Annotated in this window: 28 protein-coding genes and 4 tRNA genes; 16 read left to right on the top strand and 16 right to left on the bottom strand. The window is 41.5% G+C overall.

Going from position 1 to position 25,062, the window contains the following annotated elements:
• Positions 1-5 precede the first annotated feature (5 nt).
• On the bottom strand, positions 6-224 hold the full coding sequence (gene infA, locus ACJ7Z2_RS11345) for a translation initiation factor IF-1 (protein WP_005705342.1): 219 nt from the start codon (positions 222-224) through the stop codon (positions 6-8).
• Positions 225-332: 108 nt separating this feature from the next.
• Complete coding sequence (locus ACJ7Z2_RS11340) at positions 333-992, bottom strand: YtjB family periplasmic protein (protein ID WP_006249601.1); 660 nt, start codon at positions 990-992, stop codon at positions 333-335.
• Positions 993-1,077: 85 nt separating this feature from the next.
• Between ACJ7Z2_RS11340 and serB the strand changes: the two genes are divergently transcribed.
• The 3 genes from serB (at position 1,078) to ACJ7Z2_RS11325 (ending at position 2,718) form a co-directional block, all read left to right on the top strand.
• On the top strand, positions 1,078-1,941 hold the full coding sequence (gene serB / locus ACJ7Z2_RS11335; protein WP_409500365.1) for a phosphoserine phosphatase SerB: 864 nt from the start codon (positions 1,078-1,080) through the stop codon (positions 1,939-1,941).
• Positions 1,942-1,956: 15 nt separating this feature from the next.
• Positions 1,957-2,448, top strand: coding sequence for a YajQ family cyclic di-GMP-binding protein (locus ACJ7Z2_RS11330; protein ID WP_006249599.1), 492 nt, complete (start codon positions 1,957-1,959; stop codon positions 2,446-2,448).
• An 84-nt stretch (positions 2,449-2,532) separates the two neighbouring features.
• A complete protein-coding gene (locus ACJ7Z2_RS11325; protein ID WP_409500364.1) occupies positions 2,533-2,718 on the top strand; it encodes a DUF5363 domain-containing protein in 186 nt (61 codons plus the stop codon).
• A gap of 40 nt (positions 2,719-2,758) precedes the next feature.
• Here the strand turns inward: ACJ7Z2_RS11325 and ACJ7Z2_RS11320 are convergent, their stop codons facing one another.
• Together ACJ7Z2_RS11320 and mdh are read right to left on the bottom strand one after the other, a co-directional pair.
• The gene (locus tag ACJ7Z2_RS11320) at positions 2,759-3,046 is read right to left on the bottom strand and encodes a hypothetical protein (protein ID WP_126302667.1); all 288 of its coding nucleotides are present in this window, start codon (positions 3,044-3,046) and stop codon (positions 2,759-2,761) included.
• Between the two features lie 73 nt (positions 3,047-3,119).
• A complete protein-coding gene (gene mdh / locus ACJ7Z2_RS11315; RefSeq protein WP_409500363.1) occupies positions 3,120-4,082 on the bottom strand; it encodes a malate dehydrogenase in 963 nt (320 codons plus the stop codon).
• A 194-nt stretch (positions 4,083-4,276) separates the two neighbouring features.
• Between mdh and argR the strand changes: the two genes are divergently transcribed.
• The 3 genes from argR to uvrD are packed head-to-tail and all read left to right on the top strand — an operon-like array spanning position 4,277 to position 7,928.
• The gene (argR, locus tag ACJ7Z2_RS11310) at positions 4,277-4,738 is read left to right on the top strand and encodes a transcriptional regulator ArgR (protein WP_154704714.1); all 462 of its coding nucleotides are present in this window, start codon (positions 4,277-4,279) and stop codon (positions 4,736-4,738) included.
• A gap of 49 nt (positions 4,739-4,787) precedes the next feature.
• Positions 4,788-5,684 (top strand): TIGR01777 family oxidoreductase, encoded by an 897-nt coding sequence (locus ACJ7Z2_RS11305; RefSeq protein WP_409500362.1) that lies wholly within the window; start codon positions 4,788-4,790, stop codon positions 5,682-5,684.
• A gap of 45 nt (positions 5,685-5,729) precedes the next feature.
• Complete coding sequence (uvrD, locus tag ACJ7Z2_RS11300; RefSeq protein ID WP_409500361.1) at positions 5,730-7,928, top strand: DNA helicase II; 2,199 nt, start codon at positions 5,730-5,732, stop codon at positions 7,926-7,928.
• Positions 7,929-8,079: 151 nt separating this feature from the next.
• Here uvrD and ACJ7Z2_RS11295 read toward each other — a convergent pair.
• The 12 genes from ACJ7Z2_RS11295 to ACJ7Z2_RS11240 form a co-directional block, all read right to left on the bottom strand.
• Positions 8,080-8,154, bottom strand: a tRNA-Gln gene (locus ACJ7Z2_RS11295).
• Positions 8,155-8,207: 53 nt separating this feature from the next.
• A tRNA-Gln gene (locus ACJ7Z2_RS11290) sits at positions 8,208-8,282 on the bottom strand.
• 25 nt (positions 8,283-8,307) lie between these two features.
• Positions 8,308-8,392 (bottom strand) — tRNA-Leu (locus tag ACJ7Z2_RS11285).
• A 2-nt stretch (positions 8,393-8,394) separates the two neighbouring features.
• Positions 8,395-8,471, bottom strand: a tRNA-Met gene (locus ACJ7Z2_RS11280).
• 166 nt (positions 8,472-8,637) lie between these two features.
• Positions 8,638-9,462, bottom strand: coding sequence for a shikimate dehydrogenase (gene aroE, locus ACJ7Z2_RS11275; protein ID WP_409500360.1), 825 nt, complete (start codon positions 9,460-9,462; stop codon positions 8,638-8,640).
• Positions 9,463-9,468: 6 nt separating this feature from the next.
• Complete coding sequence (locus ACJ7Z2_RS11270) at positions 9,469-10,023, bottom strand: Sua5/YciO/YrdC/YwlC family protein (RefSeq protein ID WP_409500359.1); 555 nt, start codon at positions 10,021-10,023, stop codon at positions 9,469-9,471.
• Positions 10,016-10,552, bottom strand: coding sequence for a topoisomerase DNA-binding C4 zinc finger domain-containing protein (locus ACJ7Z2_RS11265; protein WP_409500358.1), 537 nt, complete (start codon positions 10,550-10,552; stop codon positions 10,016-10,018). The genes ACJ7Z2_RS11270 and ACJ7Z2_RS11265 overlap by 8 nt, the downstream gene beginning before the upstream one ends.
• A gap of 9 nt (positions 10,553-10,561) precedes the next feature.
• A complete protein-coding gene (yqfB, locus tag ACJ7Z2_RS11260; RefSeq protein ID WP_409500357.1) occupies positions 10,562-10,873 on the bottom strand; it encodes a N(4)-acetylcytidine aminohydrolase in 312 nt (103 codons plus the stop codon).
• Entirely contained in the window at positions 10,866-11,342 is a 477-nt protein-coding gene (gene recX / locus ACJ7Z2_RS11255; RefSeq protein ID WP_409501148.1) for a recombination regulator RecX, read from the bottom strand. The genes yqfB and recX overlap by 8 nt, the downstream gene beginning before the upstream one ends.
• A gap of 58 nt (positions 11,343-11,400) precedes the next feature.
• Positions 11,401-12,507, bottom strand: a complete 1,107-nt coding sequence (gene recA, locus ACJ7Z2_RS11250) for a recombinase RecA (RefSeq protein ID WP_126302657.1) — start codon at positions 12,505-12,507, stop codon at positions 11,401-11,403.
• A gap of 100 nt (positions 12,508-12,607) precedes the next feature.
• Positions 12,608-13,228, bottom strand: coding sequence for an aminotransferase class IV family protein (locus ACJ7Z2_RS11245; RefSeq protein WP_409500356.1), 621 nt, complete (start codon positions 13,226-13,228; stop codon positions 12,608-12,610).
• A complete protein-coding gene (locus tag ACJ7Z2_RS11240; protein ID WP_409501147.1) occupies positions 13,206-14,180 on the bottom strand; it encodes an aminodeoxychorismate synthase component I in 975 nt (324 codons plus the stop codon). The genes ACJ7Z2_RS11245 and ACJ7Z2_RS11240 overlap by 23 nt, the downstream gene beginning before the upstream one ends.
• Positions 14,181-14,277: 97 nt before the next feature.
• Between ACJ7Z2_RS11240 and rmuC the strand changes: the two genes are divergently transcribed.
• The 10 genes from rmuC to lolE all read left to right on the top strand — a co-directional run bounded on the left by rmuC (position 14,278) and on the right by lolE (position 25,012).
• Positions 14,278-15,897: a DNA recombination protein RmuC gene (gene rmuC, locus ACJ7Z2_RS11235; protein WP_409500355.1), complete on the top strand. Its 1,620-nt coding sequence runs from the start codon at positions 14,278-14,280 to the stop codon at positions 15,895-15,897.
• A gap of 183 nt (positions 15,898-16,080) precedes the next feature.
• Positions 16,081-16,665, top strand: a complete 585-nt coding sequence (locus ACJ7Z2_RS11230) for an anthranilate synthase component II (RefSeq protein ID WP_409500354.1) — start codon at positions 16,081-16,083, stop codon at positions 16,663-16,665.
• 95 nt (positions 16,666-16,760) lie between these two features.
• A complete protein-coding gene (prfA, locus tag ACJ7Z2_RS11225) occupies positions 16,761-17,843 on the top strand; it encodes a peptide chain release factor 1 (RefSeq protein WP_154704703.1) in 1,083 nt (360 codons plus the stop codon).
• Between the two features lie 35 nt (positions 17,844-17,878).
• Positions 17,879-18,745, top strand: coding sequence for a peptide chain release factor N(5)-glutamine methyltransferase (gene prmC, locus ACJ7Z2_RS11220; protein WP_409500353.1), 867 nt, complete (start codon positions 17,879-17,881; stop codon positions 18,743-18,745).
• Between the two features lie 8 nt (positions 18,746-18,753).
• Positions 18,754-19,620 (top strand): SirB1 family protein, encoded by an 867-nt coding sequence (locus tag ACJ7Z2_RS11215; RefSeq protein ID WP_126302651.1) that lies wholly within the window; start codon positions 18,754-18,756, stop codon positions 19,618-19,620.
• A gap of 86 nt (positions 19,621-19,706) precedes the next feature.
• Complete coding sequence (gene kdsA / locus ACJ7Z2_RS11210) at positions 19,707-20,561, top strand: 3-deoxy-8-phosphooctulonate synthase (protein WP_126302650.1); 855 nt, start codon at positions 19,707-19,709, stop codon at positions 20,559-20,561.
• A 222-nt stretch (positions 20,562-20,783) separates the two neighbouring features.
• Complete coding sequence (locus tag ACJ7Z2_RS11205; protein ID WP_409500352.1) at positions 20,784-21,731, top strand: 2-hydroxyacid dehydrogenase; 948 nt, start codon at positions 20,784-20,786, stop codon at positions 21,729-21,731.
• A 146-nt stretch (positions 21,732-21,877) separates the two neighbouring features.
• A complete protein-coding gene (locus ACJ7Z2_RS11200; protein ID WP_409500351.1) occupies positions 21,878-23,050 on the top strand; it encodes a lipoprotein-releasing ABC transporter permease subunit in 1,173 nt (390 codons plus the stop codon).
• A 16-nt stretch (positions 23,051-23,066) separates the two neighbouring features.
• Positions 23,067-23,750: a lipoprotein-releasing ABC transporter ATP-binding protein LolD gene (gene lolD, locus ACJ7Z2_RS11195; RefSeq protein WP_006249575.1), complete on the top strand. Its 684-nt coding sequence runs from the start codon at positions 23,067-23,069 to the stop codon at positions 23,748-23,750.
• Positions 23,747-25,012, top strand: coding sequence for a lipoprotein-releasing ABC transporter permease subunit LolE (gene lolE, locus ACJ7Z2_RS11190; protein WP_409500350.1), 1,266 nt, complete (start codon positions 23,747-23,749; stop codon positions 25,010-25,012). The genes lolD and lolE overlap by 4 nt, the downstream gene beginning before the upstream one ends.
• The last annotated feature ends 50 nt before the right edge of the window (positions 25,013-25,062 follow it).

The following is a 25,062-nucleotide window of genomic DNA, read 5'->3' as shown; positions in this document are numbered from 1 at the left end:
CTGAATTATCTTGCACGGAAAATAATGCGTGCTTTGCTTAAATCGTATGGAGTCATTTCAACCGTTACTTTATCACCGGTTAAAATACGAATGTAGTTTTTACGCATTTTGCCTGAAATATGTGCGGTAACAATATGACCGTTTTCTAATTCCACACGGAACATTGTATTTGGTAAGGTTTCTAAAATCGTACCTTGCATCTCAATGCAATCTTCTTTAGCCATTTATTCCTCTTTAAAGTTTTATTTTTATATGATGCCATTCGGCGAAAAACGGCGGATATTATACGCTTATTCGCTCAAATTACAATCGTTTATCCATTTGAGTGTAAACTATTTACGCTTAATCCAACGGCGACGTGAGTGAAAACGCTGGGTTTGGGTTTTTACTTGACTCATAAGTGGTTTTGGACTTATCTGTACATGATGAATTTTACGACGAAAATAGTAGTTAATGCTACTTGCCAACAATATACCTGTGAGTAGCAAAATAATTATTTCCCCATAAAGTTGATGAAATTGTTGCTCTACTCGTGCTTTAGTCGTTTGCCCATATTCTGCATCAAACGTGACCCGCAAAAAGCCAACCAACGCCTGTTGAGAAAATATTGGCTCAACAATTTGCTGAGTTTTGGCAGATTGCTCTGAATCGAGCAATACTTTTAAATCTTTCGCATTTTGGCTTTGAGCCAGTAGCACGCCATTTGGTGAATAGATATTGGCATCAATAATAAAATCTTCTTTGGCAAAACTATCCAACGCATCAACCAGCTCATCGGTTTTGGCATTTTTAACTAACAAAAACGAAAAAATATTCGCTTGCTGGCGAACCAATAGGTGTGAAAGGTTTGATACTTGATTAATGCTGGCTAATTGTGAGCCTAGCTTAAATTGGTTTACGCCCATTAAAATAACAGCTACGATCCCACAGCAGAGTAGCGTAATCCCTGCCAGCAAAAGCGTTTTCGTTATTTTTTCACGACTAATGTACATCGAAATTCCCTCAAAATGATGCGTGATTGTAGCACGCTTTTCTGTTAGATTAGTGCAGTAAATTTAAACAACCTAAAATAAGACAATGACAAACACAATTTTTATCTATTCAAAAAACTTAGATGAGCGTGAAATTGCGCTGTTTTCACAACAAACGGCAGCGTTTTTGCTGAAACAAGCGGTCTATTTAGACTACAAAATTGCATTTTTTTCCACAAATTTAACCGCTTGCGAGCTGCGTGAAACGGCACAGAAAATCAATGTGGATATTAGCGATCTCACTATTATTCCAACCTTAAACCAAGGCGGTTTGCTATTAATGGATATGGATTCCACCGCTATTAAAATTGAATGTATTGATGAGATTGCCAAACTTGCCGGCACCGGCGAGGTGGTGTCCGCCATTACCGCCAGTGCAATGCGGGGCGAGCTGGATTTCGAGCAAAGTTTACGCAAGCGAGTCGGCACGCTGGAAAACGCATCGGAAAGCATTTTGCAAAAAGTGCGGGAAAATCTACCGCTTATGGACGGCTTTGAGCAGATGGTTGCTATTCTTAAGGAACACGGCTGGAAATTAGCGATTGCGTCCGGTGGATTTGATTATTTCGCCGATTACTTAAAACAAAAATACGGGCTGGATTTTGCGGTGTCTAACCAACTGGAAATCATTGACGGTAAATTGACCGGCAAGGTGTTAGGTAAAGTAGTAGATGCCCAACATAAAGCCGATACCTTACAGAATTTAGCGACAACCTTTAATATTCCACCAAATCAATGGGTGGCAGTCGGTGATGGGGCGAACGATCTGCCAATGTTAAAAACTGCCAGCTTAGGCGTTGCTTTGCACGCTAAACCAAAAGTGCAAGAACAAGCTGATTTTGTGGTAAACTTTGGAGACTTAACGGCATTATGTTTATTACTTAATGCCAATCATTTATTTCAACATTAATTGAGAGGAACAACAATGCCATCATTTGATATTGTATCTGAAATCACGATGCACGAAGTGCGTAATGCGGTAGAAAATGCCAATCGTGTATTAAGCACCCGCTACGATTTCCGTGGGGTGGAAGCCGTTATTGAGTTAAATGAAAAAAATGAAAGCATTAAGCTCACGACCGAATCGGATTTCCAATTAGAGCAGTTAATTGAGATTTTAATCGGCTCTTGCGTAAAACGTGGGATCGAGCATAGTTCATTAGATATCCCTACAGAAAGTGAGCATCACGGTAAACTCTATTCCAAAGAAATTAAGCTCAAGCAAGGGATTGAGTCAGATATGGCGAAGAAAATTACCAAGCTGATTAAGGATTCTAAAATCAAGGTTCAAGCCCAAATTCAGGGTGAACAAGTGCGTGTGACCGGTAAATCCAGAGATGATTTACAAGCCGCAATTCAGCTAGTGAAAGGGGCAGATTTAGGGCAGCCATTCCAATTTAATAATTTCCGTGATTAGCAATTTCTGCAATTAATGATGACAAGTGGAAAAATTCAGCAAAATTTGACCGCTTGCATTAATAATTCAACATAAAAGGAAGAGATGATGAGCGAGCAAACAGAAAAGAAAGGCTGGTTTAAAAAAGCCCTTGAGAAATATGATGCCTTTTGCGATGAGCTAGGGGTAAATCAAGGTACTTGCCGCGGTTGTGTACCTGTAGTGAAATTTGACCCTGAACCGGAAAAAGAGCCGTCTGAAAAAACACAAAAAGCGGAAAATAAAGCATAAAAAAATGCACAATAGCGAGATAACTATTGTGCATTTTTATTTAATCTGCGTGATAATGATTAAATCTTTCTTTTACTCCACCGTCTTTAACACAAGGGTTTTGCATATCTGTTGAATAGTTGCCGTTAAAACAAAGAGCAGTGGCGTTTTTAGGTTTTTGAATGGTATTCTCGGTTTGAGTTTTAGTAGATGTTGATTCACTGATATGAATATTTTTTTGTTGTGCATAATCAATATTTTTATCATCACTTACAACTTCTACCGGTTTATTCTGTGAACAAGCGGCAATAAATGCGACTATACTGATTGAAATAATGTGTTTTAGCATATAATTTCCTCGATAAATTATTTTGATTGAAATAAAGGGCTGATAAACAGCCCTTTATATTATTTATTAAAAATTATTTATTAAAATTTTGTCCTAATTGAATTTCGTCATTTAATACCGGAATTAATTGCTCTAATTGATCTTTTTCAAATTCACTCAGATTACCGATAGGAAGCACTGTCTCCACCCCATTTGTGCCTAAATGAATCGGGTAAGCAAAGAATGCCGGAGAGGTTTCGCCATTGGTGTTATCGACATAAGCATAACGAATGACATCTTCCCCAATTAATGCTCTCACTAAGCCAAGTGCAAATTCTGCTCCTGCTTGAGCCATAGATAAGGTTGCTGAACCACCGCCTGCTTTTGCTTCAACCACTTCAGTACCGGCATTTTGAATACGATGCGTTAATTGCTCAATTTGTTCTTGAGTGAACTCAAGTTTTAAGCCATTTACTGTTGCTTGTGAAAGTAATGGAAGAATAGTTGTGCCGGAATGTCCGCCAATAACAGGCACTCTTACATATTTCACATTCACGTCTTTCGCTTCAGCCACAAAGGTATTCGCTCGAATAACATCTAATGTTGTAACACCGAAAAGTTTATTTTTGTCATACACACCGGCTTTTTTCAATACTTCTGCTGCAATCGGAATAATGGTGTTTACCGGGTTAGTAATAATTGCAATGCAAGCTTTCGGGCAAACTTTCGCTGCTTTTTCGACTAAATTATGCACGATAGTGGCATTCGTATTGAATAAATCGGCACGTGTCATCCCCGGCTTACGGGCAACACCAGCAGAAATAACGACCACATCGGCATCTTTTAGTGCCTCAGTCGGATCTTCACCTGCAAAACCGGTTACTTTTACATCAGTCGGAATATGGCTTAAATCCACTGCAATTCCCGGAGTAACAGGGGAAATATCGTAAAGAGATAATTCAGATTTAGCCGGTAAATTGAGTTTTAATAATAAGGCGAGCGATTGACCGATTCCACCTGCAGCACCTAAAAGGGCAACTTTTTTACTTTGACACATAAATTTCTCCTAAATGTTATGGAAGTTTAGACCAATTTAGTCTAAGCCAATTTTTGGGGCGATTCAAACGGCAAATCTCATTTTTGAGACATAGAGCAAATTTTTAGCTGATTTTTACGGGTTTTATTGATTTATTTGCATAAATAAGCAAGAATTATGAATATTTTTAAGTTTTTGTGAATAAGAGTGTGAAAGTGGACAAGATAGATAGTTTATCAGAAGCGTTTAAATCGCTTTTAAAGGAAGAAAAATTCGGCTCGCAAAGTGAAATTGTTGCCGCACTACAAGAGATGGGGTTTGATAATATCAACCAATCCAAAGTTTCTCGGATGTTATCAAAATTTGGTGCGGTTAGAACCCGTAATCCTAAAATGGAAATGGTGTATCAGCTACCTGCCGAATTAAGTGTGCCGACTACCTCCAGCCCACTTAAAAATTTGGTGGTAGATATTGATCATAATGATGCGTTAATTGTGGTAAAAACCAGCCCCGGTGCGGCTCAACTGATTGCCCGTTTGCTCGACTCAATGGGTAAAGCCGAAGGCATTTTAGGCACTATTGCCGGCGATGATACAATTTTTATTACGCCGGTACGCAATATGCAAATTGAAAAATTGGTGAAGAATGTGACACAGTTATTTGAAACATCATTATAGAATAAGTAAAGGAGGACTTAATGTTCTCCTTATTTTTTAGGAGATTATTATGCACATTTTTATAACAGGTGGTACGGGTTTTATTGGGCGTGAATTAATCCAGCAATTAAAATCTGAAAATCACCACTTTACACTTCTTACTAGAGATACAGAAGCGAAAAGTGATGATTTACAGATTAATTATTGCTATTCACTTGATGAACTTGTTGATTTAAATGATTTTGATGCAGTAATTAACCTTGCCGGTGAGCCGATTTTTGATAAACGTTGGACAGACGAACAAAAACAGAAATTGATTGAAAGCCGAGTTAAAGTAACGAATAAACTCAGCGAATTAATTAAGGCAAGTGCTAACCCTCCGCATACTTTTCTCTCCGGTTCGGCAATCGGGATTTATGGCGATTTGCCTCCTTCTGCAAATTTTTATACAGAATCGACCGCTTGTTATCAAGATTGCTTTGCCAATCATCTTTGCCAACAATGGGAAGCCGCTGCATTAAAAGCATCAAGCGATAAAACCCGAGTCTGCCTCATTCGCACCGGCACGGTGCTTTCCCCTGAAGGTGGGGCAGTAAAAAAAATGTTACCAATTTACCAATGCGGTCTGGGGGGAAAGCTCGGTTCCGGCAAGCAATATTGGGCGTGGATTAGCCTTCAAGATCACGTACAAGCGGTGATTTTTTTACTTAAAAATGCAAATTGCTCGGGGGCGTACAATTTTGTTGCTCCAAATCCGGTGAAAAATGAAGTATTTAACCGAACCTTTGCGAAAGCGGTAAATCGCCCGGCTTTTTTGGCTGCTCCGGAATTTGCCTTGAAACTAGCATTAGGCGAAAGAGCTTGTTTGCTACTGGATAATCAGCAATTAATGCCTGAAAAACTACTCGACGCAGGTTTTCAATTCCAAAACCCGATTTTAACCGAGAAACTTTTTATCAAACCTTAAAAATAGGCTATAATGCTGTATAAAAGCACAGATTAAAAGGTGATTATGGATTTCTCATTATTATTAGACGGTTTAAATGACAAGCAGAGAGAGGCGGTTGCCGCCCCGATTGGCAATTATTTGGTGCTGGCGGGTGCCGGCTCGGGCAAAACTCGGGTATTAACTCACCGTATTGCGTGGCTGATTGGGGTAGAAAATGTGCCGGAATCCAATATTCTGGCCGTTACCTTTACCAATAAAGCAGCAGCGGAAATGCGGCATCGTATTGAATATACCCTTTCCCAATCGGGTGATAACCGCTTGTTTGGAATGTGGGTCGGTACTTTCCACAGCATTGCCAATCGCTTACTTCGTTCCCACTATTTAGATGCGGATTTACCGCAAGATTTCCAAATTATGGATACCGAAGATCAGCAACGTTTGCTCAAACGTTTACTGAAACTGCACAATATTGATGAGAAACATTTTCCGCCAAAACACGTTGCGTGGTATATCAATGCCCAAAAAGATAAAGGAAAACGGGCGAAAGATATTGACCACTATAACGATCCGAATGAAAAAAAATTGGTGGAGATTTATCAAATCTATCAAGATGCCTGCGACCGAGCGGGGTTGTTGGATTTTGCCGAGCTGTTGATTCGGGCTTATGAACTATTCAAAACCAAACCAACCATTTTGCAACGTTATCAACAGCGTTTTCAGCAAATTTTGATTGATGAGTTTCAAGACACCAACAATATTCAGTATGACTTAATTCGTTTGCTTGCTGGCGATGTCGGCAAAGTGATGATAGTTGGCGATGACGATCAATCCATTTATGGTTGGCGTGGGGCACAGGTCGAGAATATCCAACGTTTCTTGAGCGATTATGACAGTGCCCAAACCATTCGCTTAGAGCAAAATTACCGCTCCACCGGCAATATTTTAAGCTGTGCCAATGAATTAATTGCCAATAACGATAACCGCTTAGGCAAAAATTTATGGACAGACAGTGGCGATGGTGAGCCTGTGGACATCTACTGTGCTTTCAACGAACTTGATGAAGCACGTTTTGTTGCCTCGCAAATCAAACAATGGAAAGAAGACGAGGGCGATTTGGCGGAATGTGCGGTGTTGTATCGCAGCAACAGCCAATCCCGCGTGATTGAGGAAGCCTTAATTCAAGCGAATATTCCTTATCGCATTTACGGTGGAATGCGATTCTTTGAACGCCAAGAAATTAAGGATGCGTTAGCTTATTTACGCTTAATTGCCAATCGTCAAGACGATGCAGCCTTTGAGCGGGTGATCAATACCCCGACTAGAGGAATCGGTGATCGCACTTTAGACACTCTGCGTCAAATTACCCGAACCCGCCAAATTACGCTGTGGCAAGCAATTCAAGTGGCGGTGCAAGAAGAGCAACTGTCAGGGCGGGCTGCCTCTTCTTTATTGCGTTTTGTGGAACTTATTAACGCTCTTGATCAAGAAACCGAGCAGATGTCGCTGGTGGAACAAACCGATTTTGTAATTAAAAAATCGGGCTTATATGAAATGTATAAGCAAGAAAAAGGCGAAAAGGGTGAGGTGAGAATTGAAAACTTAGAAGAGTTAGTCACCGCAACTAAGCAGTTTGTAAAACCTGACGAAGCGGAAGAGCTGACCGATCTTACTGCATTTTTAACTCACGCTTCACTTGAGGCTGGAGAAGCCCAAGCCTCACAACACGAAGATTATGTCGAACTGATGACGCTACATTCCGTCAAAGGGTTGGAATTCCCTCGTGTGTTTATGGTGGGCGTGGAAGAGGGGATTTTCCCAAGCGGAATGAGTTTTGATGAAGGTAGATTGCAAGAAGAGCGCCGTTTGGCTTATGTCGGTATTACCCGAGCCAAGAAAAAGCTGACGATTAGCTATGCCGAATCAAGACGGCTTTATGGCAAAGAAGAACGCCACGTTCCGTCTCGCTTTATTGCTGAATTACCGGAAGAGCATATTCGAGAAGTGAGATTGAGAGGTTCGATTAATCGAGCAGCAAGTTTTAACCAAGCTAATTCATTTGCAAAAAATCCGACAAAAACGATCGCTTCCCTTTTAAACGATGATACTTGGAAAATGGGGCAGAAAGTGAACCACGCTAAATTTGGGCAAGGCACAATCATCAATGTGGAAGGCTCAGGCGAAGCTACCCGTTTACAAGTTGCTTTTGTTGGCAATGGTATTAAATGGCTGATTGCCAAAATGGCAAATTTAGAGCGGATTTAGGCGAATAAAAAGTTTTTTGCAGGAAATAGATATAAGGGGCAAGAGATATTGCCTCTTAACCTTAAACTAAGGGTAAATAAAATTAAATAATGCAAGCTAGATATAATGTAAAGTATCAGAAATAAGATATTAATTTAAGATAAAGAATAGATGGCTGGGGTACTAGGATTCGAACCTAGGGATGCCGAGATCAAAACCCGGTGCCTTACCGCTTGGCGATACCCCAAAAGAAAAAAACTAACTTACGTTAGCTTAGAGATTTGAATATTTGAAATTAAGTGGCTGGGGTACTAGGATTCGAACCTAGGGATGCCGAGATCAAAACCCGGTGCCTTACCGCTTGGCGATACCCCAACACTAATTTTTGTTAATCGATAAATGGTGCGGGACGAGGGACTTGAACCCACACACCTCGCGGCGCCAGAACCTAAATCTGGTGCGTCTACCAATTTCGCCAGTCCCGCAATGGTGGCTACAGCGAGATTCGAACTTGCGACCCCAACATTATGAGTGTTGTGCTCTAACCAGCTGAGCTATGTAGCCATTTGCGTTCACCATATCGGTCAACGGTGTGCATTATGCTGATTTTAGGGCTTTCCGTCAAATACTTTTTTTAAAAAAATTGAATTTTTGGTTCGCTTGTATAGTTATTCGTCGTTTTGGCTTAAATCTAGCATTTTTTGTTTATAAAATAATAGCTTATATTCTGCTATTTCACCGTTTGCATTTCTAATTTTAATTGAGCCAGTACAGGCTCAACATCGGGGAATTGCCCTTCCCACAAAGAAAACGCAAACGCTGCCTGTCCAACCAACATTCCTAACCCGTCTTGGCACGCTGTTGCTCCACAACGTCTTGCATAATTGAGAAAAGGAGTTTGCATATTGGGGGCATATTGCATATCGTAAATATTCGCCGATGCTATAACAGATTCAGGCAATTCAACATATTTGCCTTGCAGACCGAGAGAGGTGGCATTGACAATTAAATCAAACCGTTGGTTTGCCAAATCGCTTAAACAAGTGGTCTGAATTTTGCCAAATTTTACAAATTTTTCGGCTAAAACGACCGCTTTCTCCTGCGTGCGGTTATATAGAGTAATCTCTAACCCCGCTTTAAGTAACGGAAGTAATACGCCTTTGGTTGCTCCACCTGCTCCAAGAATTAAGGTTTTATGCCCTTTTTGTAACCAACCTAGCCGTTCCAAATCAGAAACTAAACCGGCCCCGTCAGTATTATCGGCATATAACCGTCCATCTTCTAAGCGTTTAAGCGTATTACACGCCTGTGCCAACAAAGCGGTTTCGCTAAATTCATCTGCCAATTTAAAGGCTCTTTCTTTAAAAGGGGCGGTGATGTTGCAACCTTTTGCTCCAGAAGCGAAAAAATCGGCTAATTGTTGCTCAAAAGCCGTTTCATCTCCTAAGTTAGCGATATATTCAATGTTGCGTTGGGTTTGTAAACCAAAGAGTTGATGAATACGGGGGGATTTACTTTGAGCAATCGGGTTGCCCCACACGGCATATCGGTTCATTTCGGCTTATCCTTGTCTAAAAATCTGTTGGCTGAAAATATCTCGAATTTCGGAAGGGTTTTCTCTACCTAGCGTGTCTGCGTGTAATACAGGAAAATCTTGACCAAACTGATCGATGACTTCTTTTACATTGCGGCAAGGTGGTTCTCCGCTCAAATTGGCACTGGTAGAGGTCAACGCAACGCCGCTTGCCTCACACAACTGAACCACCGCCGGCACATTACATAAACGTACGGCAATAGAATCAAATTTGCCGGTGAGGTAACTTGGCACAGTATTTTTAACCGGTACGATCCAAGTAATTGCCTGCTCGCCAATATGGCTTAGGCGTTGCCAAGCCTGCTCCGTCATTCGAGTTTCATCAATATAAGGAAGCAGATACTTCAAATCGGAAGCCAGTAAAATTAACCCTTTTTCCTCAGGGCGTTGCTTTAATGCAAGCAATTTACGAACGGCAGTTTCACTTTGCGGATTACAGCCTAAGCCAAAAACCGCTTCGGTTGGGTAAGCAATTACTTCATTCTGTTTCAGTTGGTTAATAATATCTAAAAAATTATTCATTTTCTTCAACTTCTGTTTGTTTCTGACAGCGTTTATTGGCACAAATATAGCTTAATTTGCCTTTTACTTTTCTCACGCTTGCCAATTTAGAGCCACATACATCGCATTGATGTTTAACCGGCTTGCCGGCTAGAGTGAATTTGCAGTTTGGAAAACCGGCACAACCATAAAATGTTTTACCGGAACGCCCTTTCCTTGCCACCAGTTTATGAGTTTGGCATTCCGGGCACTCAAACTCTTCTTCAACTTCAGCTTCTTCGTGGACGATAAAATGGCATTCAGGATAATGGCTACAGCCGATAAAAATGCCATAATTTCCCTGTTTTAATTGTAACTTTCCACCACATTCCGGGCAAAGTTCATCTAATTCCTTAATAACGTGGCTGGCTTGGTGTAAGGGCTTAATATAATCGCAATCGGGGTAAGCTAAACAACCCAAAAATAACCCTTTTTTACCTTGCTTAATTTGCAAGGGCGAGCCACATTGTGGGCAGATTTCGGTCTGTTTGGTTGATTTAAAAAGCACCATACGAATTCACTAAATAAGCATAAATTCAATCACAAAAAACGCATTGTCATTCGGATAAATCTCTCGAATAACTTGTTTCAATTCGGCTAAGCTCATATTTTCTTGCCGAGCCTGTTGCTCGTTTAACTCATCAAACGTAATAGGTGTTACCGACAGCACTTTAATATTGGCGAAAAATCTATCAGTTTCGTTGGTAAAAACCGCTAATTCTTGGTTTGGTTGAAAGTAAGACTCTGATTTATCCCGAATCGTAATTGTTTTTTTACCGCTTAAAATATCGGCTTCAAATCGGCTGAAAAAGGTAATTTTCTCTCTATTCATATTCATCGCTACTATAATCCAGATCCATTAAATGACTAAAATGATCGTTATAAAAACCACGGCTGACCATAAATCGCCACATTTTCTGCTTTGCTTTCAGATCCCATACAAGCGATCGTTTTTTCTCAAAAATTTGCTCTGCTAATTCAAACCAATCCACTTCGGCGTTTTCTAATTCTTGATTAATTAACCAATCTTTCACCCCTTTAAGTTTTAGCTCTTGTTTTAAACGGCGAGGACCGATGCCTTGCATTGAACGATAACGGATAAAAGCGGTACAAAAGCGTTCATCACTTTGCCACTGATTAGTTTGGGCTTTTTCAATAGCACTATCAATATCCGCTATATCATACTCTTTTTGCTTGAGTTTTTGCCGCAATTCTTGCTCGCTGTAATCTCGTTTTGATAGCAAATATAGCAGATAATTCGTAGCACTGTATTTATTTGTTTTAGCAGTAGATGTTGTCATTTGTCGGTTATAAATAAAAATGCGATTTTCACGTTGAGCGAAAACCGCATACATTTAATTAAAGTTCTTCTTCACTGAATTCATCATCTGCATTGTCTGCATTTTCAGAATCCGGAGTAGCTGTAAAAGTCGGGTTTGAAATGAGTAGATTTCGAATATCTTGCTCAATTTTACTCGCCACTTCAGGGTGTTCTTTTAACCATTTAATCGCATTATTTTTACCCTGACCGATTTTCTCACCTTCATAAGAGAACCAAGCGCCTGCCTTATTAATAAAGCCGTGAGATTCAGCCAATATGAGCAATTCATTCATACGGGCAATGCCTTCACCGTACATAATATCAAATTGCACTTCACGGAACGGTGGAGCAACCTTGTTTTTCACAATTTTCACTTTTGTTTCGCTACCGATAACCTCATCACCGTCTTTTACTACGCCTGAACGGCGAATATCTAAACGTACGGAAGCATAGAATTTCAGAGCATTACCACCGGTTGTAGTTTCAGGGTTACCAAACATTACCCCGATTTTCATACGAATTTGGTTAATGAAAATCACCAAGCAGTTGGTTGCTTTGATATTAGCTGTTAATTTACGCAATGCTTGTGACATTAAACGAGCTTGTAAACCCATATGGGAATCACCCATATCGCCTTCAATTTCTGCTTTTGGTGTAAGTGCCGCAACAGAGTCCACAATAATCACATCAACCGCACCAGAGCGAACTAACGCATCACAAATTTCTAAGGCTTGTTCGCCGTTATCCGGTTGCGAAATTAATAATCCATCTGTATCTACCCCTAACTTACGGGCATAAATAGGATCAAGTGCGTGTTCGGCATCAATAAAGGCACAAGTTTTACCATTTTTTTGGGCTTGAGCCACCACAGATAAAGTTAATGTGGTTTTACCTGAAGATTCCGGCCCATAAATTTCCACAATACGACCCATTGGTAAACCACCAATGCCTAATGCTGAGTCTAAACCAAGAGAACCGGTTGAAACTGCTTCAATATCAAGGGCTTGAGTATCGCCTAACTTCATAATTGAGCCTTTGCCAAATTGCTTTTCAATTTGAGCTAATGCGGCTGCCAACGCTTTTTCTTTTTGTTCCGGATCAACCTGTTTAACCGGCGTGTTCTTTTGACTTTTTTTCTCTGCCATATTCTATCCTTTGTAAACTTTTATCTAAAAGCAACCGCTTGTTGCTACAAAATAACTGTATATTATTATAGTATTTACTTATCCAGTTGCAAGCATTTTTTTAGGATTTTCGATCAAGATCACAAAAATAAATTTGCGAGCAAGGCAATGCCCTTGGTTCCTCAAAGGGATTAAGAGCATTAATCAACATAATTTTTTCATATTGATGCAAATCTTGTTTGGCTATTTTGGCTAAAACGACTTTCCCCTCATCAAGCAATTTACTAAGTTGTGTACCTTTGAGCAAATAATGTTGTGGGCTATACCAAATCCCTTGTTTTAGGAACAGTAAATTGCCGATGGAGCAATCACTTACATAGCCGTTATTAAGAATAATCACTTCTTCATTTTGCAAAATAGGGAGCAAATCAAACCGCTTGCGGTCGCTAAATTTGAGGTGATAATCCCAATTTTCCACCTCAACCAAGCGAAAACGTTCTACTTTTTTGGGCGAATAAGCAAAAAATTTCAGCTCAAATTCTGTTGCGTTATAATCTATTCGACAACGTACTTTTCCCTGTTGATAAGCCTCTGGCACAACTAAAATATCAGCGAGCCTAAAACGAGGTTCATAATCGAAATATTCTTGTGTTGCTTGCTCAAAACGTTGCTGATGATATTGCAAGTTCTGAACTTGTCCGTCAATAATCGAAAGGGTTTCAAATAGCGGAAATCGGCACATAGACTTTCTCTAACATTTCATTATATTCCTCGGCTAACACGCTTTGTGAGGTAATGCCACCACCGCTATGAAACACAAGCCCGTTTGCAGTTTGAGCAATGTAACGAATTGCCACCGCACTTTCTAAGCTCTCGCCATCAAAATAGCCAAAAATACCGGTGTAGTAACCCCGTTTTCCTAATTCCGCTTGCTGAATAATCGAAACCGTTTTCTCTTTCGGTGCACCGCTAATGGAGCCGGCAGGTAGTAATTTTGCTAATATCGAACCGATATTTTCTTGCCAATTTTCAGCAAGTTCGCCGCAGATCTCAGAACTTGTCTGCAAAATTGCCCCTCGATGGGTTTCGACTTTTTCCACATAACGGTATTTCGTCACTTCAATATTTTTCGCCACTAACGCCAGGTCATTTCGGATCAAATCTACAATGGTATTATGCTCGGTAAACTCTTTTTCCGAAGCCATTAATTTCTGCTCGGCATTTTCCTCATTTGCATTAATTGTGCCTTTCATCGGGTAGGAAAAAATGCGGTTATTTTCAATTCGCACAAAGCATTCCGGTGAAAAACAGACGAATCGGTCTTGCAAATAACATTTATATTTTGCTTTGCTGGCGGCAAAAATTTCCGCCAATGAATAATTGGTTTCAATCGCAGTCGGGTAGCTTAAATTCAGCAAGTAGCTATTGCCGGCTTGAATTTCCTTTTTCACTAATTCAAACCCAGTTTGGTATTCGCTAAACAGAATCGGATTTGCCGATAATTCAAAAGCTTTAGTCGGTTTTTCAACCGGCTTTTCGAGATTCGATTTGCCAAAAAATTCAAAAAAAAGACCGCTTGCGTGAGCCTGTTCTAGCGGAAAAATAAGTGGCTTTTGCTGCTCAAAATCAATTAAAAAGAAAAAAGGGCGTTTTGCTTGCCCGTAGTGATTGGCTTGGTGAATAAAATCTTGCATAGAAAACACAATGGCTGAAATTGGCTGAATCATCAAAAGCTCTGTTATAATGCAAAGCAATAGATTTGAAAAGCATTTTTTAAAAAAGGTTTTACCGATGAACAACACCATTCATTTTCAAGAAATTGGGATCTACATCGCCCTTGCCGTTTGTGTGCTGGTAGGCGTTTATCTCTTTTTCTTGAAATCCCGTTATCAGCGAGATGTCTACGAATTAAGCCAAGATCTTGGCAAAATCACCGAAAATTTTGAACAAATTCAGCAAAAATATGAGGTGTTGGCTCAAGAAAAAAATCAGCTTGAGCAGTGGGCAATTCAGCAACAGACCAAATATGAAGCAATGAGTGAACGTTTAAACGAGCGAGACGGGCAACTGCAACGATTCCAACAAAAAATCGAGCTTGCCGAACAGCAAGAAAACCAGCTGGAACGCTATATTAATGAGCTAAAAGAACGTGTGGGTTCTTCCCAAGCAAAGGCAGAAAGTTTGGAAGAACAGCTACAATTTAGCCAAAGTTCACTCTCAACTAAAGAGCGGGAAAATCAAGCGTTATTTAGCCGTTTAAACGAGGTACAAAACGAGCTGACCGAACTGCGTACTACGCTGTCGGAAAAACAGGCAAATTTTGAAGCACAACAACGCAATTTTATTGAGGTAAAACAACAGCTTAATGTGGAATTTCAACATTTGGCTCAACAAATTCTTGACGAAAAAAGCAAGCGTTTTAGTGAAACAAACCAAAGCTCGTTAGAAGCACTACTGAAACCGTTCAAAGAGCAAATTGAAGGCTTTCAAAAACGGGTGAATGAGGTACATAGTGAGTCGCTCAAAGGCTCGGCAAATTTAGAAGCTGAAATTAAGCGGGTGCTGCAAATTGGCGTTTCAATGTCGGAAGAGGCACAAAATCTGGCAACGGCATTAAAAGGCAATAATAAAATTGCCGGCAACTGGGGCGAAGTACAACTTGAAAGTGCATTGCAATCTGCCGGTTTACTCGCAGGCGAGCATTACCAAGCCCAAGAGAGTTTTCGTGATGAAGAGGGGAGACGTTTTGCCCCCGATTTTGTGGTGCATTTGCCGGATCAAAAACATCTGATTATTGACAGCAAAGTCTCGTTAGTGGCATACGATCAAGCGGTCAGAACTGAGGAAAATTTTGCAATTTCTCAAGCCTTAGACGAACATTGCCGTTCGCTACGAAATCATATTGAGGGGTTGTCTAGGAAGAACTACAGTGCATTATTAGGCATTAAAAGCCCGGATTTTGTGCTGATGTTTATTCCGATTGAACCGGCTTATATTGAGGCGATGAAGCACGATCCGCAACTGTTTAACTTTGGTTATGAACGCAATGTGATTTTGGTTTCTCACACCACTTTAATGCCGATTTTACGCACGGTCGCTAATTTATGGCGGATTGAACGAGGCAACAGCGAGGCTCGTGAAATCAGCGAAAAAGCCGGCGAAATTTACAACCAAGTGTGTGCAGTTGCCGATCGGTTAGCTAAGTTAGGTAACACGCTAAATACCGCAAATAATCAATACAATCAGACCGTTACCTCGTTAGTGGGGCGGCAAGGCTTACTGGGCAAAGTGGAACGATTCCAACATCTTTCCAGCAAAGCAAGCCAAATTGTGCCGCAGGTTGAGCTAATTGAAAACGAGGTGGATACTATTAAATTGGAAATAGTATCGAGAGAATTATTGGAAGAATAGTCAAATCTCCCCTATCCCCTCTTTGTCTAAAGAGGGGAACTAGATCTCCGAAATTCATAACTTCATCTTTAGTTAGTAAAATAAATAGCCAGATGGAATTAAATACCTCCTCTGAATGATTACCCCTCTTTAGACAAAGAGGGGAGGTGGAGATTTGAATGAAATAACTAAATAATGAACAAAATGCAAAAAAAACTATTAATCATCGACAACCACGACTCTTTCACCTTTAACTTAGTGGATTTACTCCGTAAGCTTGATGTGCCGGCGAAAGTGGTGCTGGTTGAAGAGCTTGACCTCAATGAGGTGGAGCATTTTAGCCATATTTTGATTTCGCCCGGCCCTGATGTGCCGAGAGCCTATCCACAAACTTTTGCGATGTTGGAGCGTTATCATCAAACTAAATCAATTCTAGGCGTTTGCTTGGGGCATCAAACGATTTGCGAGTTTTTTGGCGGCACGTTGTATAACTTAAAAGATGTTAGACACGGGCAGCAACGCACACTCACTCAAATTGAGCCGAACCCCATATTTAAAGGCTTACCTGAGCAGTTGAAAGTTGGGCTGTATCACTCTTGGGGCATTTTGCAAAATTCCTTGCAAAATACACCGCTTGTGCCGACCGCAATTTGCGATCAAAATGTGTTAATGGCGTTTAAGCACCAACATTTGCCGATTTTTGGCGTGCAGTTTCACCCGGAGTCTTTTATCACTGAATTTGGTCAGCAAATGTTGGCAAACTGGCTTGAGATTAAACAAGATTTTTAGCCTGAAATCCGCTATAATCCGTTAGTTATTCACTCTTTTAAAATCTGTAGAGGCGAAAATTTTTCGCCTTACTTAATATGCAAGAGATAATTTAAATGAAAGATTCAATTATCAATAAATTAGAAAGTTTAAGTGAACGCCACGAAGAACTGCAGGCGTTACTTGGCGATGCCTCAATTATTTCCGATCAAGACAAATTCCGTGCTTATTCCAAAGAATATTCTCAATTAGAAGAAGTGGTTGGCACCTTTAACCGTTGGAAAAAGCTGAACAACGATATTGAAGAGGCCCAATTATTACTCGATGATCCTGATATGAAGGATATGGCAGCGGAAGAAATTGCGGAAAACAAAGCTGAAATCGAGAATCTTGAGCAACATTTACAAATTTTATTGTTGCCGAAAGATCCGAATGATGAATACAACGCCTTCCTTGAAATCCGTGCCGGAACGGGCGGTGACGAGGCAGGTATTTTTGCCGGCGACTTATACCGTATGTACAGCCGTTATTGCGAAAGCAAACGCTGGCGGATTGAAGAAATGTCGGCAAATGAGAGCGAACAAGGTGGATATAAAGAGATCATTGTGAAAATTTCAGGCGAAGGCGTTTACGGTCAGCTTAAATTTGAATCGGGTGGACACCGTGTACAACGTGTGCCGAAAACCGAATCACAAGGGCGTATTCACACCTCTGCTTGCACCGTAGCGGTAATGCCAGAGTTGCCGGAAAGCGAAATGCCGGAAATCAATCCATCTGATCTGCGAATTGACACTTACCGCTCATCCGGTGCAGGCGGACAGCACGTTAATACCACCGACTCTGCGGTGCGGATTACCCATATTCCGACCGGCATTGTGGTCGAGTGCCAAGATGAGCGTTCACAACACAAAAATAAAGCCAAAGCGTTGGCGGTGTTAGCCTCTCGTATTGTACAAGTCGAGCAGGAACGCCAAGCGGCAGAGCAAGCGGACACCCGCCGTAACTTACTTGGCTCGGGCGACCGTTCGGATAAAATCCGCACTTACAACTACCCGCAAGGGCGTGTGACCGACCACCGTATTAACCTCACTGTTTACCGTTTAGACGAAGTGATGAACGGCAAAATTGACGAGCTGATCCAACCGATTATCACTGAATATCAAGCGGATCAGTTAGCGGCGTTGTCGGATCAACCTTAGTATGATTGGGCGTATGATCTACGCCTTTGCTACTTATGAATTATCAACAATGGCTAACACTTGCCGAGCAGACCCTCCTTGAAAATGCCGAGCAAGACCCGTTTTTAAACTCCAAATTCGATGCTAATTTGTTACTACAAACGGTCACAAAACGCTCAAAATCGGCCATTTTTGCTTTTTCTGAAACAGAGCTTTCTGAAAGCGAGCTTACAGAATTAGCGGAAAAATTAGCTCGGCGTGCCAAAGGTGAACCAATGGCATATATTTTAGGCTATCGGGAATTTTGGTCGTTGCCGTTAAAGGTTTCACCGGCAACGCTGATTCCTCGCCCTGATACGGAACGACTGGTTGAGTTGGCGTTGGAATATGCTAACAAGCGGTTAGGAAATCAGAAAATGTTGCAAATTCTGGATCTCGGTACCGGCACGGGGGCGATTGCGTTGGCACTGGCGAGTGAATTAGGCGAGAAAGCCCAAATTATCGGGGTGGATTTCCAAAATGAGGCGGTGCAACTGGCAGAAGAAAATCGCCGAAACTTAGGCTTAAATCAAGTTACATTTTTACAAAGCGATTGGTTCAGTTCACTTGCAAATCAACAATTTGATTTAATTGTCTCAAATCCGCCTTATATTGATGAATCGGACGAAAATTTGACGGTGGGAGACGTACGTTTTGAACCCTTAACCGCCTTAGTTGCCGATAATAAAGGGTTGAGCGATTTGCAAAAAATCATCGAAAATGCACCGCTTTACTTAAAGCCGCAAGGAGCGTTAATGCTAGAACACGGCTGGCAACAGGGGAATGCAGTTCGAGATTTATTTGATTTGCGTTTATGGGAACAGGTGGAAACTGCTCAAGACTATGCCGGCAATGACAGAGTGACCAAAGCGATTTTAAAATAAGGCAGAAAATGGACGATATTATTGAAGAATTGTTAAAAGAGTTGGAAGATCCAAAACCAATCATAAGCGAAACCGAGCTGAAAAAGTTTCTTTACCGTGAAATTTTAAGATTAACTACGCTAATTGATAACAATGTAAGCGAGCAGCAAGTGTTTGGGCAGATGTCAGCATTGGTGAAAAAAGCTCGCTATAATGTGAATGGCGAAGGCGATGAAGAGCGAATTAACCAATTACTTCATTTAGTCTATCAAGACTGGGGCTTTCATTGCTACTATGAAGACTATTTCCACACCGAAAATTTGTTGCTAAATCAAGTAATTCGCAAACGGCGTGGAATGCCGGTTTCACTCGGGGCGGTGGTGCTTTATTTAGCGGCGGTATTGGATTTACCGCTTTACCCAGTCAATTTCCCGACTCAGCTTGTGCTACGGGCTGAAATACGCCAGCCGAACGGTGCAACCAAAGTGCGTTTTATCAACCCGTGGAACGGTGAATTTCTCACTATCGAAATGCTGAATAAATGGCTCGAAGGTGAAATGGGCTTTGGCGTAGAAGTTACCCCTGATTTATTAAGACGGGCAGAACCACAAGAGCTGCTGGAAAGAGTCGAAACCGTATTTAAAATGGCACTCACCCGTGAAGGCAAATATGAAGAAACCTTACGTTTGATTGAATACCGTTTGGCATTTAGCCCGGAAGATCCGTATGAAATACGAGACAGAGGTATGGTGCTGGCAAGTATGGATTGCTACCAAGCAGCGTTAGAGGATATTAATTATTTCATCGACCAATGCCCTGAAGATCCTTCCGCTGAAATTTTGAAAATGGAAGTGAAAGGACTACAACAAAAAAGCCAAGAAAGTTTGGTGCATTAAGATAACAGCCCCAAAGGGGCTGGGCTATGATTAACCTAGTACGGCTCTGCCGTGCTAGGTAGAAAATAAGAAAACAAGGACTCCCTATGACAGATAAAATTGTAAAAGTTGGCAATATTGAAGTGGCGAATCACAAGCCGTTTACCCTCTTTGGTGGTATGAACGTGCTGGAAAGCCGCGATATGGCACTGAGAGTGTGTGAGCAATATGTTGAAGTCACGCAAAAACTAAATGTGCCTTATGTGTTCAAAGCCTCATTTGACAAAGCAAACCGTTCTTCAATCCACTCTTATCGTGGGCCGGGAATGGAAGAAGGTTTAAAGATTTTCCAAGAATTAAAACAAACCTTTGGCGTGAATATCATTACCGATGTACACGAAATTTATCAGTGTAAGCCTGTAGCAGAAGTAGTTGATGTGATTCAACTTCCTGCTTTTTTAGCTCGCCAAACCGATTTAGTGGAAGCAATGGCTCGTACCGGTGCGGTTATTAATGTCAAAAAACCACAATTTTTAAGCCCTGGGCAAATGGGGAATATCGTAGAAAAGATTGCTGAATGTGGCAATGATAAAGTGATTTTGTGCGACCGTGGCACAAACTTTGGCTATGATAACCTAGTTGTAGATATGCTTGGTTTCGGCATTATGAAAAAGGTGTCAAAAGGCTGTCCGGTGATTTTTGATGTGACTCACTCACTACAATGCCGTGATCCATTCGGTGCAGCTTCCGGTGGTCGTCGAGATCAAGTAACCGAACTGGCACGTTCCGGTATGGCGATTGGCTTAGCCGGCTTGTTCTTAGAAGCTCACCCGGATCCAAATTCGGCAAAATGTGATGGTCCATCAGCATTACCACTATCAAAATTAGAAGCCTTTGTTTCACAGATGAAAGCGATTGATGAGTTGGTTAAGAGCTTTGAAGAAATTGATACTTCCAAATAAACTTTCTCCGCATTAAATCCTTTCCTACTTTCTTTGCTTCGCCAAAGAAAGTAGGCAAAGAAAGGCGCCCCTACTTCGCTACTTTTCTTCGCTTAGTGTGAATGGGCTTAACGAAAAATTTACATTCGCTTCGCTCAGAGTAAATTTTCCTACCCATTCAAACACGCTCAGGTGGCTCAGAAGGGATGTAAGAAACGTAAAAAGACAGAATAGGAGAAAATAATGTTAAATATTGTTTTTCTTGACCGCACCGGCATTCCTGCCACTCACGAGATTCCTCGCCCGAATTTTCCACATACTTGGACAGAATATGCCACCACCTCTGCCGATCAAACTTTTGAGCGGGTAAAAGAGGTGGATATTATCATCACCAGCAAAGTGCTGCTCCAACGTGATTTACTGGCTAAATTACCCAAGCTGAAATTAATTGCGATCACAGCAACCGGCACGAACAATGTGGACTTAGCGGCAGCAAAAGAGTTAGGGATTGCAGTGAAAAATGTAACCGGCTATTCCACCGTCACCGTGCCGGAACACGTCATTGGTATGATTTATTCCCTGAAACACCGCTTAGCCGATTACCATCGTGATTTAATCACATCGGATCGCTGGGCAACCTGCGGGCAATTTTGCTATGTAGATTACCCGATTCACGATGTGCGTGGCTCAACCTTAGGTATTTTCGGTAAAGGGAACATCGGGGCTGAAGTGGCACGGCTGGCACAAGTGGTCGGAATGCAGGTTATTTTTGCAGAACATCAAGGGGCAACTGAAATTCGAGAAGGCTATACCGCCTTTGAAGAGGTATTCAAACAAGCAGATATTATTTCACTACATTGCCCTTTAACCGAGCAGACTCAAAACCTGATTAATGCAGAAACCTTAGCCTTAATGAAGCCGACCGCTTATATTATCAATACGGGTCGAGGCCCACTGATTGATGAACAGGCATTGCTTGAGGCATTAGAGCAAGGCAAGATTGCCGGAGCAGCATTAGATGTTTTAGTGAAAGAGCCGCCTGAAAAAGATAATCCTTTAATGTTAGCGGCAAAACGTTTACCAAATTTACTGATTACGCCACACGTTGCGTGGGCAAGCGACTCTGCGGTCACAACGCTAGTGAACAAAGTAACACAAAATATGGAAGAGTTTGTGGCAACAGGTAAGTAACCTATAACAAGCGGTCATTTTTTCAAGAAAATTTGCAAATTTTCTTGGAAAAATTATTCGCAACTTCGTTACCGTTGGGCAGAGCCAACGTGCAAAAATCAATGCTTTTGTGACCGCTTGTATTGCTTATTTTTTAGAAGAAACAGATGAATTTAACCCCTTTTTTTATTGCTTTTCGCTATTTTAGATCGAAAAGTGCTGACCGTTTCGGGCGGTTAGTCACTAATCTTGCCAGTCTGGGTATTGTGCTGGGTGTAATGGCACTGGTGATTGTACTGTCGGTTATGAACGGTTTAGAAAATATGCAGAAAACCAATCTGCTATCCACCTTGCCTCACGCTATCATTACCCCTCAAGAGGGGCATTTTGCCAAAGATGAAAAACTGGCTCTACCTGAATTTGCCAAGCAAAGTGTGGTGATTAACCGTGCGAATGTGATTATCCAAAGTTCACAAGGCATTAACGCCGGTCAGTTAATCGGTGTGGAAAATGCCACAGACGATCCGTTGTTAGTGGCGGAAAATATCCCCGCATTACTGCCTAGCGGTGAATTTAAGGTAGTAATTGGCTCTCGCTTGGCAAATAAATTGAATGTAACCATTGGCGATAAGCTTCGCTTAATGATCACTGAAAACAGCCAATATACGCCACTGGGTCGAGTGCCGGTGCAACGTTTGTTTGAAATTTCGGGCGTGTATCAATCTAATCGGGAAGCGAGCGAATTTACCCTCTTTGCCAATTTAGCCGATGTCGGGCGTTTGCTCCGTATCAGTGAAGATCAAGTACAAGGCGTGCGTTTATATTTGCAAGATCCGCTCCAAGTTACCGAACTTAGCCAATATTTCGATGCAGAACGTTACCAAATCAGTGATTGGCGGGAGCAAAAAGGTGAATTTTTCCAAGCGGTAAAAATGGAAAAAAATATGATGGGTTTACTTATTAGCCTAATTATTGTGGTGGCAATTTCCAATATTGTGACTTCACTCAGTTTGATGGTGGTGGACAAACAGGGCGAAATTGCGATTTTACAAACTCAAGGCTTAACCAAAAAACAAGTGATGCAGATTTTTGTGTTCCAAGGGGCGATTGTCGGGGTAATTGGCTCGATTATTGGTGGTTTGCTTGGAGTGCTGATTGCCTACAATTTAGATCAGATTATCCTGTTATTAAATCCGAGCATCCATCTGCCTACCTTAATTTCAGGCACGCAAATTGCGGTTATTGTTGGGGTGTCGATGTTGCTTTCACTCCTTTGCACGCTTTATCCGGCATACCGAGCTTCAAAAATTGAGCCGGCACAGGCATTGAGATATGAATAATAAGAACGGAAATAAAATGACAGAATTACTTCGCTGTGAACATATCAGCAAATTTTACGATGAGGGCGAACAGAAAGTTCAGGTGCTAAAAGAGGTGTCATTTTCGATGAACGAAGGTGAGCTGGTGGCGATTGTCGGTAGTTCAGGTTCCGGCAAAAGCACCCTATTGCACACATTAGGCGGGCTAGATCAGCCAAGCACCGGTGAAGTCTGGATTCGAGGGCAATCACTGCAACAGCTCAGTTCAGACAAATTGGCGTTATTGCGTAACCAAAACTTAGGCTTTGTGTACCAGTTTCATCACTTAATGGCAGACTTTACCGCCCTTGAAAATGTGATGATGCCGATGTTGATCGGCAAACAGAACAAAACTGAAGCTGCCAATCGTGCCGAGAAAATGCTACAAGCGGTCGGATTAGCTCATCGAATGACACATCGCCCATCAGCACTTTCAGGCGGCGAACGCCAACGGGTGGCGATTGCCCGTGCATTGGTTAATAATCCTGCTCTGGTACTTGCCGATGAACCGACCGGTAATTTAGACCAAAAAACCACTGAAAGCATTTTTGAGCTGATTCAACAGCTCAACCAAGAGCAAAATATTGCGTTTTTATTAGTGACGCACGATCTAAACCTAGCGAATAAACTTTCACGCAGTCTTGTAATGCGAGATGGGGTGTTAAGCGAGGGGAGCTTATGAGTACGCCGTTTTTCATTAGCTGGCGTTACCAACGGGGTAAACAGAAAAACAGACTGGTTTCACTAATTGCACTCTTTTCCAACATCGGGATTGCCCTTGGGGTCGCAGTGTTGATTATCGGGCTAAGTGCAATGAACGGCTTTGAGCGAGAGCTGAATAATCGTGTGCTTTCGGTTGTGCCACACGCTGAACTGGTTTCATTTCAAGGCAATCAGCCTCAACCAATTTTTGATAGCAAAAAATTAGAGGCATTGGTAAAAAAATCGCAAAATGTGACCGCTAGTTCCCCTTTTGTGAGCTTTACCGCTTTAATTGAAAATGGGGCTCAGCTTAAAATTGCTCAAGTGCGAGGCGTTGATCCTAAAAAGCAAGATCAGGTCAGCCAATTAAGCCAATTTATTCCGCCCGAGCAATGGCAAGCCTTCACTCAGCAATTTCAAGCCGATGAAGATGGTCTGATTTTGGGTGCCGGTATTGCTAAAGCGTTGGAAGTTGAAGCAGGCGATGAGGTTACGCTTTTAATTCCTCAGCCTACAGAAGACGGCAAATTAGCCCAGCCCCTGCGTTTTAATCTGCCTGTGACCGGCATTTTGCGGCTAGACGGGCAGCTGGATCATAGTTATGCCTTGATGCCACTAAATAAAGCTCAAGAGCTAATGGAATACCAAGCGAATGAAGTGTCAGGACTTGAAATCAGCCTTGCCAATCCGTTTGATGTACAACAGCTTGAAATGCCACAACTTAACGGCTATACCCAACCGCTTTATTTGAATACGTGGATCGATAAATTCGGTTATATGTATAACGATATTCAGCTGATTCGCACCGTGATGTACATTGCAATGGTTCTGGTAATTGGCGTTGCTTGTTTTAATATTATTTCCACCTTGATAATGGCGGTGAAAGATAAACAGGGCGATATTGCGATTTTACGAACACTTGGTGCAAATAACGGTTTTATCCGCCGCATTTTCTTATGGTATGGCTTAATTTCAGGTATGAAAGGGGCGTTATTCGGGCTGATTTTAGGTGTGATTTTATCGCTAAATTTGACCGCTATCATCAAAGCGATTGAGGCATTCTTTGGGATGAAATTGCTTTCAGATGGGGTTTATTTTGTTGATTTCCTACCAAGTGAATTGCACTGGCAAGATGTTGTCTATGTCTTGGCAGCTACGATTATTTTAAGTCTTTGTGCAAGTTTATATCCCGCCAACCGTGCCGCTAAATTAGAACCGGCAAAAGTGTTAAGTGGGCATTAATCATTTTCCTATTCCTATTCCAATAAAAAAGCAGCTAACCCTTGATTATG

This window comes from Mannheimia glucosida (genome assembly GCF_046267875.1).
GTDB classification, from domain to species: domain Bacteria; phylum Pseudomonadota; class Gammaproteobacteria; order Enterobacterales; family Pasteurellaceae; genus Mannheimia; species Mannheimia glucosida.
The sequence above is the reverse complement of the archived record's forward strand: the minus strand, read 5'-3'. Positions and strand labels throughout refer to the sequence as shown.

Coding starts and splice junctions, on each gene's coding strand:
- ACJ7Z2_RS11245 (WP_409500356.1), bottom strand. CDS start 13,228: ATGTGCCGATTTCCGCTATTTGAAACCCTTTCGATTATTGACGGACAA.
- recA (WP_126302657.1), bottom strand. CDS start 12,507: ATGGCAGAGAAAAAAAGTCAAAAGAACACGCCGGTTAAACAGGTTGAT.
- uvrD (WP_409500361.1), top strand. CDS start 5,730: ATGGATTTCTCATTATTATTAGACGGTTTAAATGACAAGCAGAGAGAG.
- ACJ7Z2_RS11205 (WP_409500352.1), top strand. CDS start 20,784: ATGTTAAATATTGTTTTTCTTGACCGCACCGGCATTCCTGCCACTCAC.
- ACJ7Z2_RS11340 (WP_006249601.1), bottom strand. CDS start 992: ATGTACATTAGTCGTGAAAAAATAACGAAAACGCTTTTGCTGGCAGGG.
- ACJ7Z2_RS11240 (WP_409501147.1), bottom strand. CDS start 14,180: ATGCAAGATTTTATTCACCAAGCCAATCACTACGGGCAAGCAAAACGC.
- yqfB (WP_409500357.1), bottom strand. CDS start 10,873: ATGAATAGAGAGAAAATTACCTTTTTCAGCCGATTTGAAGCCGATATT.
- serB (WP_409500365.1), top strand. CDS start 1,078: ATGACAAACACAATTTTTATCTATTCAAAAAACTTAGATGAGCGTGAA.
- ACJ7Z2_RS11265 (WP_409500358.1), bottom strand. CDS start 10,552: ATGGTGCTTTTTAAATCAACCAAACAGACCGAAATCTGCCCACAATGT.
- lolE (WP_409500350.1), top strand. CDS start 23,747: ATGAGTACGCCGTTTTTCATTAGCTGGCGTTACCAACGGGGTAAACAG.
- ACJ7Z2_RS11200 (WP_409500351.1), top strand. CDS start 21,878: ATGAATTTAACCCCTTTTTTTATTGCTTTTCGCTATTTTAGATCGAAA.
- rmuC (WP_409500355.1), top strand. CDS start 14,278: ATGAACAACACCATTCATTTTCAAGAAATTGGGATCTACATCGCCCTT.
- prfA (WP_154704703.1), top strand. CDS start 16,761: ATGAAAGATTCAATTATCAATAAATTAGAAAGTTTAAGTGAACGCCAC.
- ACJ7Z2_RS11320 (WP_126302667.1), bottom strand. CDS start 3,046: ATGCTAAAACACATTATTTCAATCAGTATAGTCGCATTTATTGCCGCT.
- mdh (WP_409500363.1), bottom strand. CDS start 4,082: ATGTGTCAAAGTAAAAAAGTTGCCCTTTTAGGTGCTGCAGGTGGAATC.
- ACJ7Z2_RS11305 (WP_409500362.1), top strand. CDS start 4,788: ATGCACATTTTTATAACAGGTGGTACGGGTTTTATTGGGCGTGAATTA.
- infA (WP_005705342.1), bottom strand. CDS start 224: ATGGCTAAAGAAGATTGCATTGAGATGCAAGGTACGATTTTAGAAACC.
- ACJ7Z2_RS11330 (WP_006249599.1), top strand. CDS start 1,957: ATGCCATCATTTGATATTGTATCTGAAATCACGATGCACGAAGTGCGT.
- recX (WP_409501148.1), bottom strand. CDS start 11,342: ATGACAACATCTACTGCTAAAACAAATAAATACAGTGCTACGAATTAT.
- prmC (WP_409500353.1), top strand. CDS start 17,879: ATGAATTATCAACAATGGCTAACACTTGCCGAGCAGACCCTCCTTGAA.
- ACJ7Z2_RS11215 (WP_126302651.1), top strand. CDS start 18,754: ATGGACGATATTATTGAAGAATTGTTAAAAGAGTTGGAAGATCCAAAA.
- kdsA (WP_126302650.1), top strand. CDS start 19,707: ATGACAGATAAAATTGTAAAAGTTGGCAATATTGAAGTGGCGAATCAC.
- ACJ7Z2_RS11325 (WP_409500364.1), top strand. CDS start 2,533: ATGATGAGCGAGCAAACAGAAAAGAAAGGCTGGTTTAAAAAAGCCCTT.
- aroE (WP_409500360.1), bottom strand. CDS start 9,462: ATGAACCGATATGCCGTGTGGGGCAACCCGATTGCTCAAAGTAAATCC.
- ACJ7Z2_RS11270 (WP_409500359.1), bottom strand. CDS start 10,023: ATGAATAATTTTTTAGATATTATTAACCAACTGAAACAGAATGAAGTA.
- lolD (WP_006249575.1), top strand. CDS start 23,067: ATGACAGAATTACTTCGCTGTGAACATATCAGCAAATTTTACGATGAG.
- ACJ7Z2_RS11230 (WP_409500354.1), top strand. CDS start 16,081: ATGCAAAAAAAACTATTAATCATCGACAACCACGACTCTTTCACCTTT.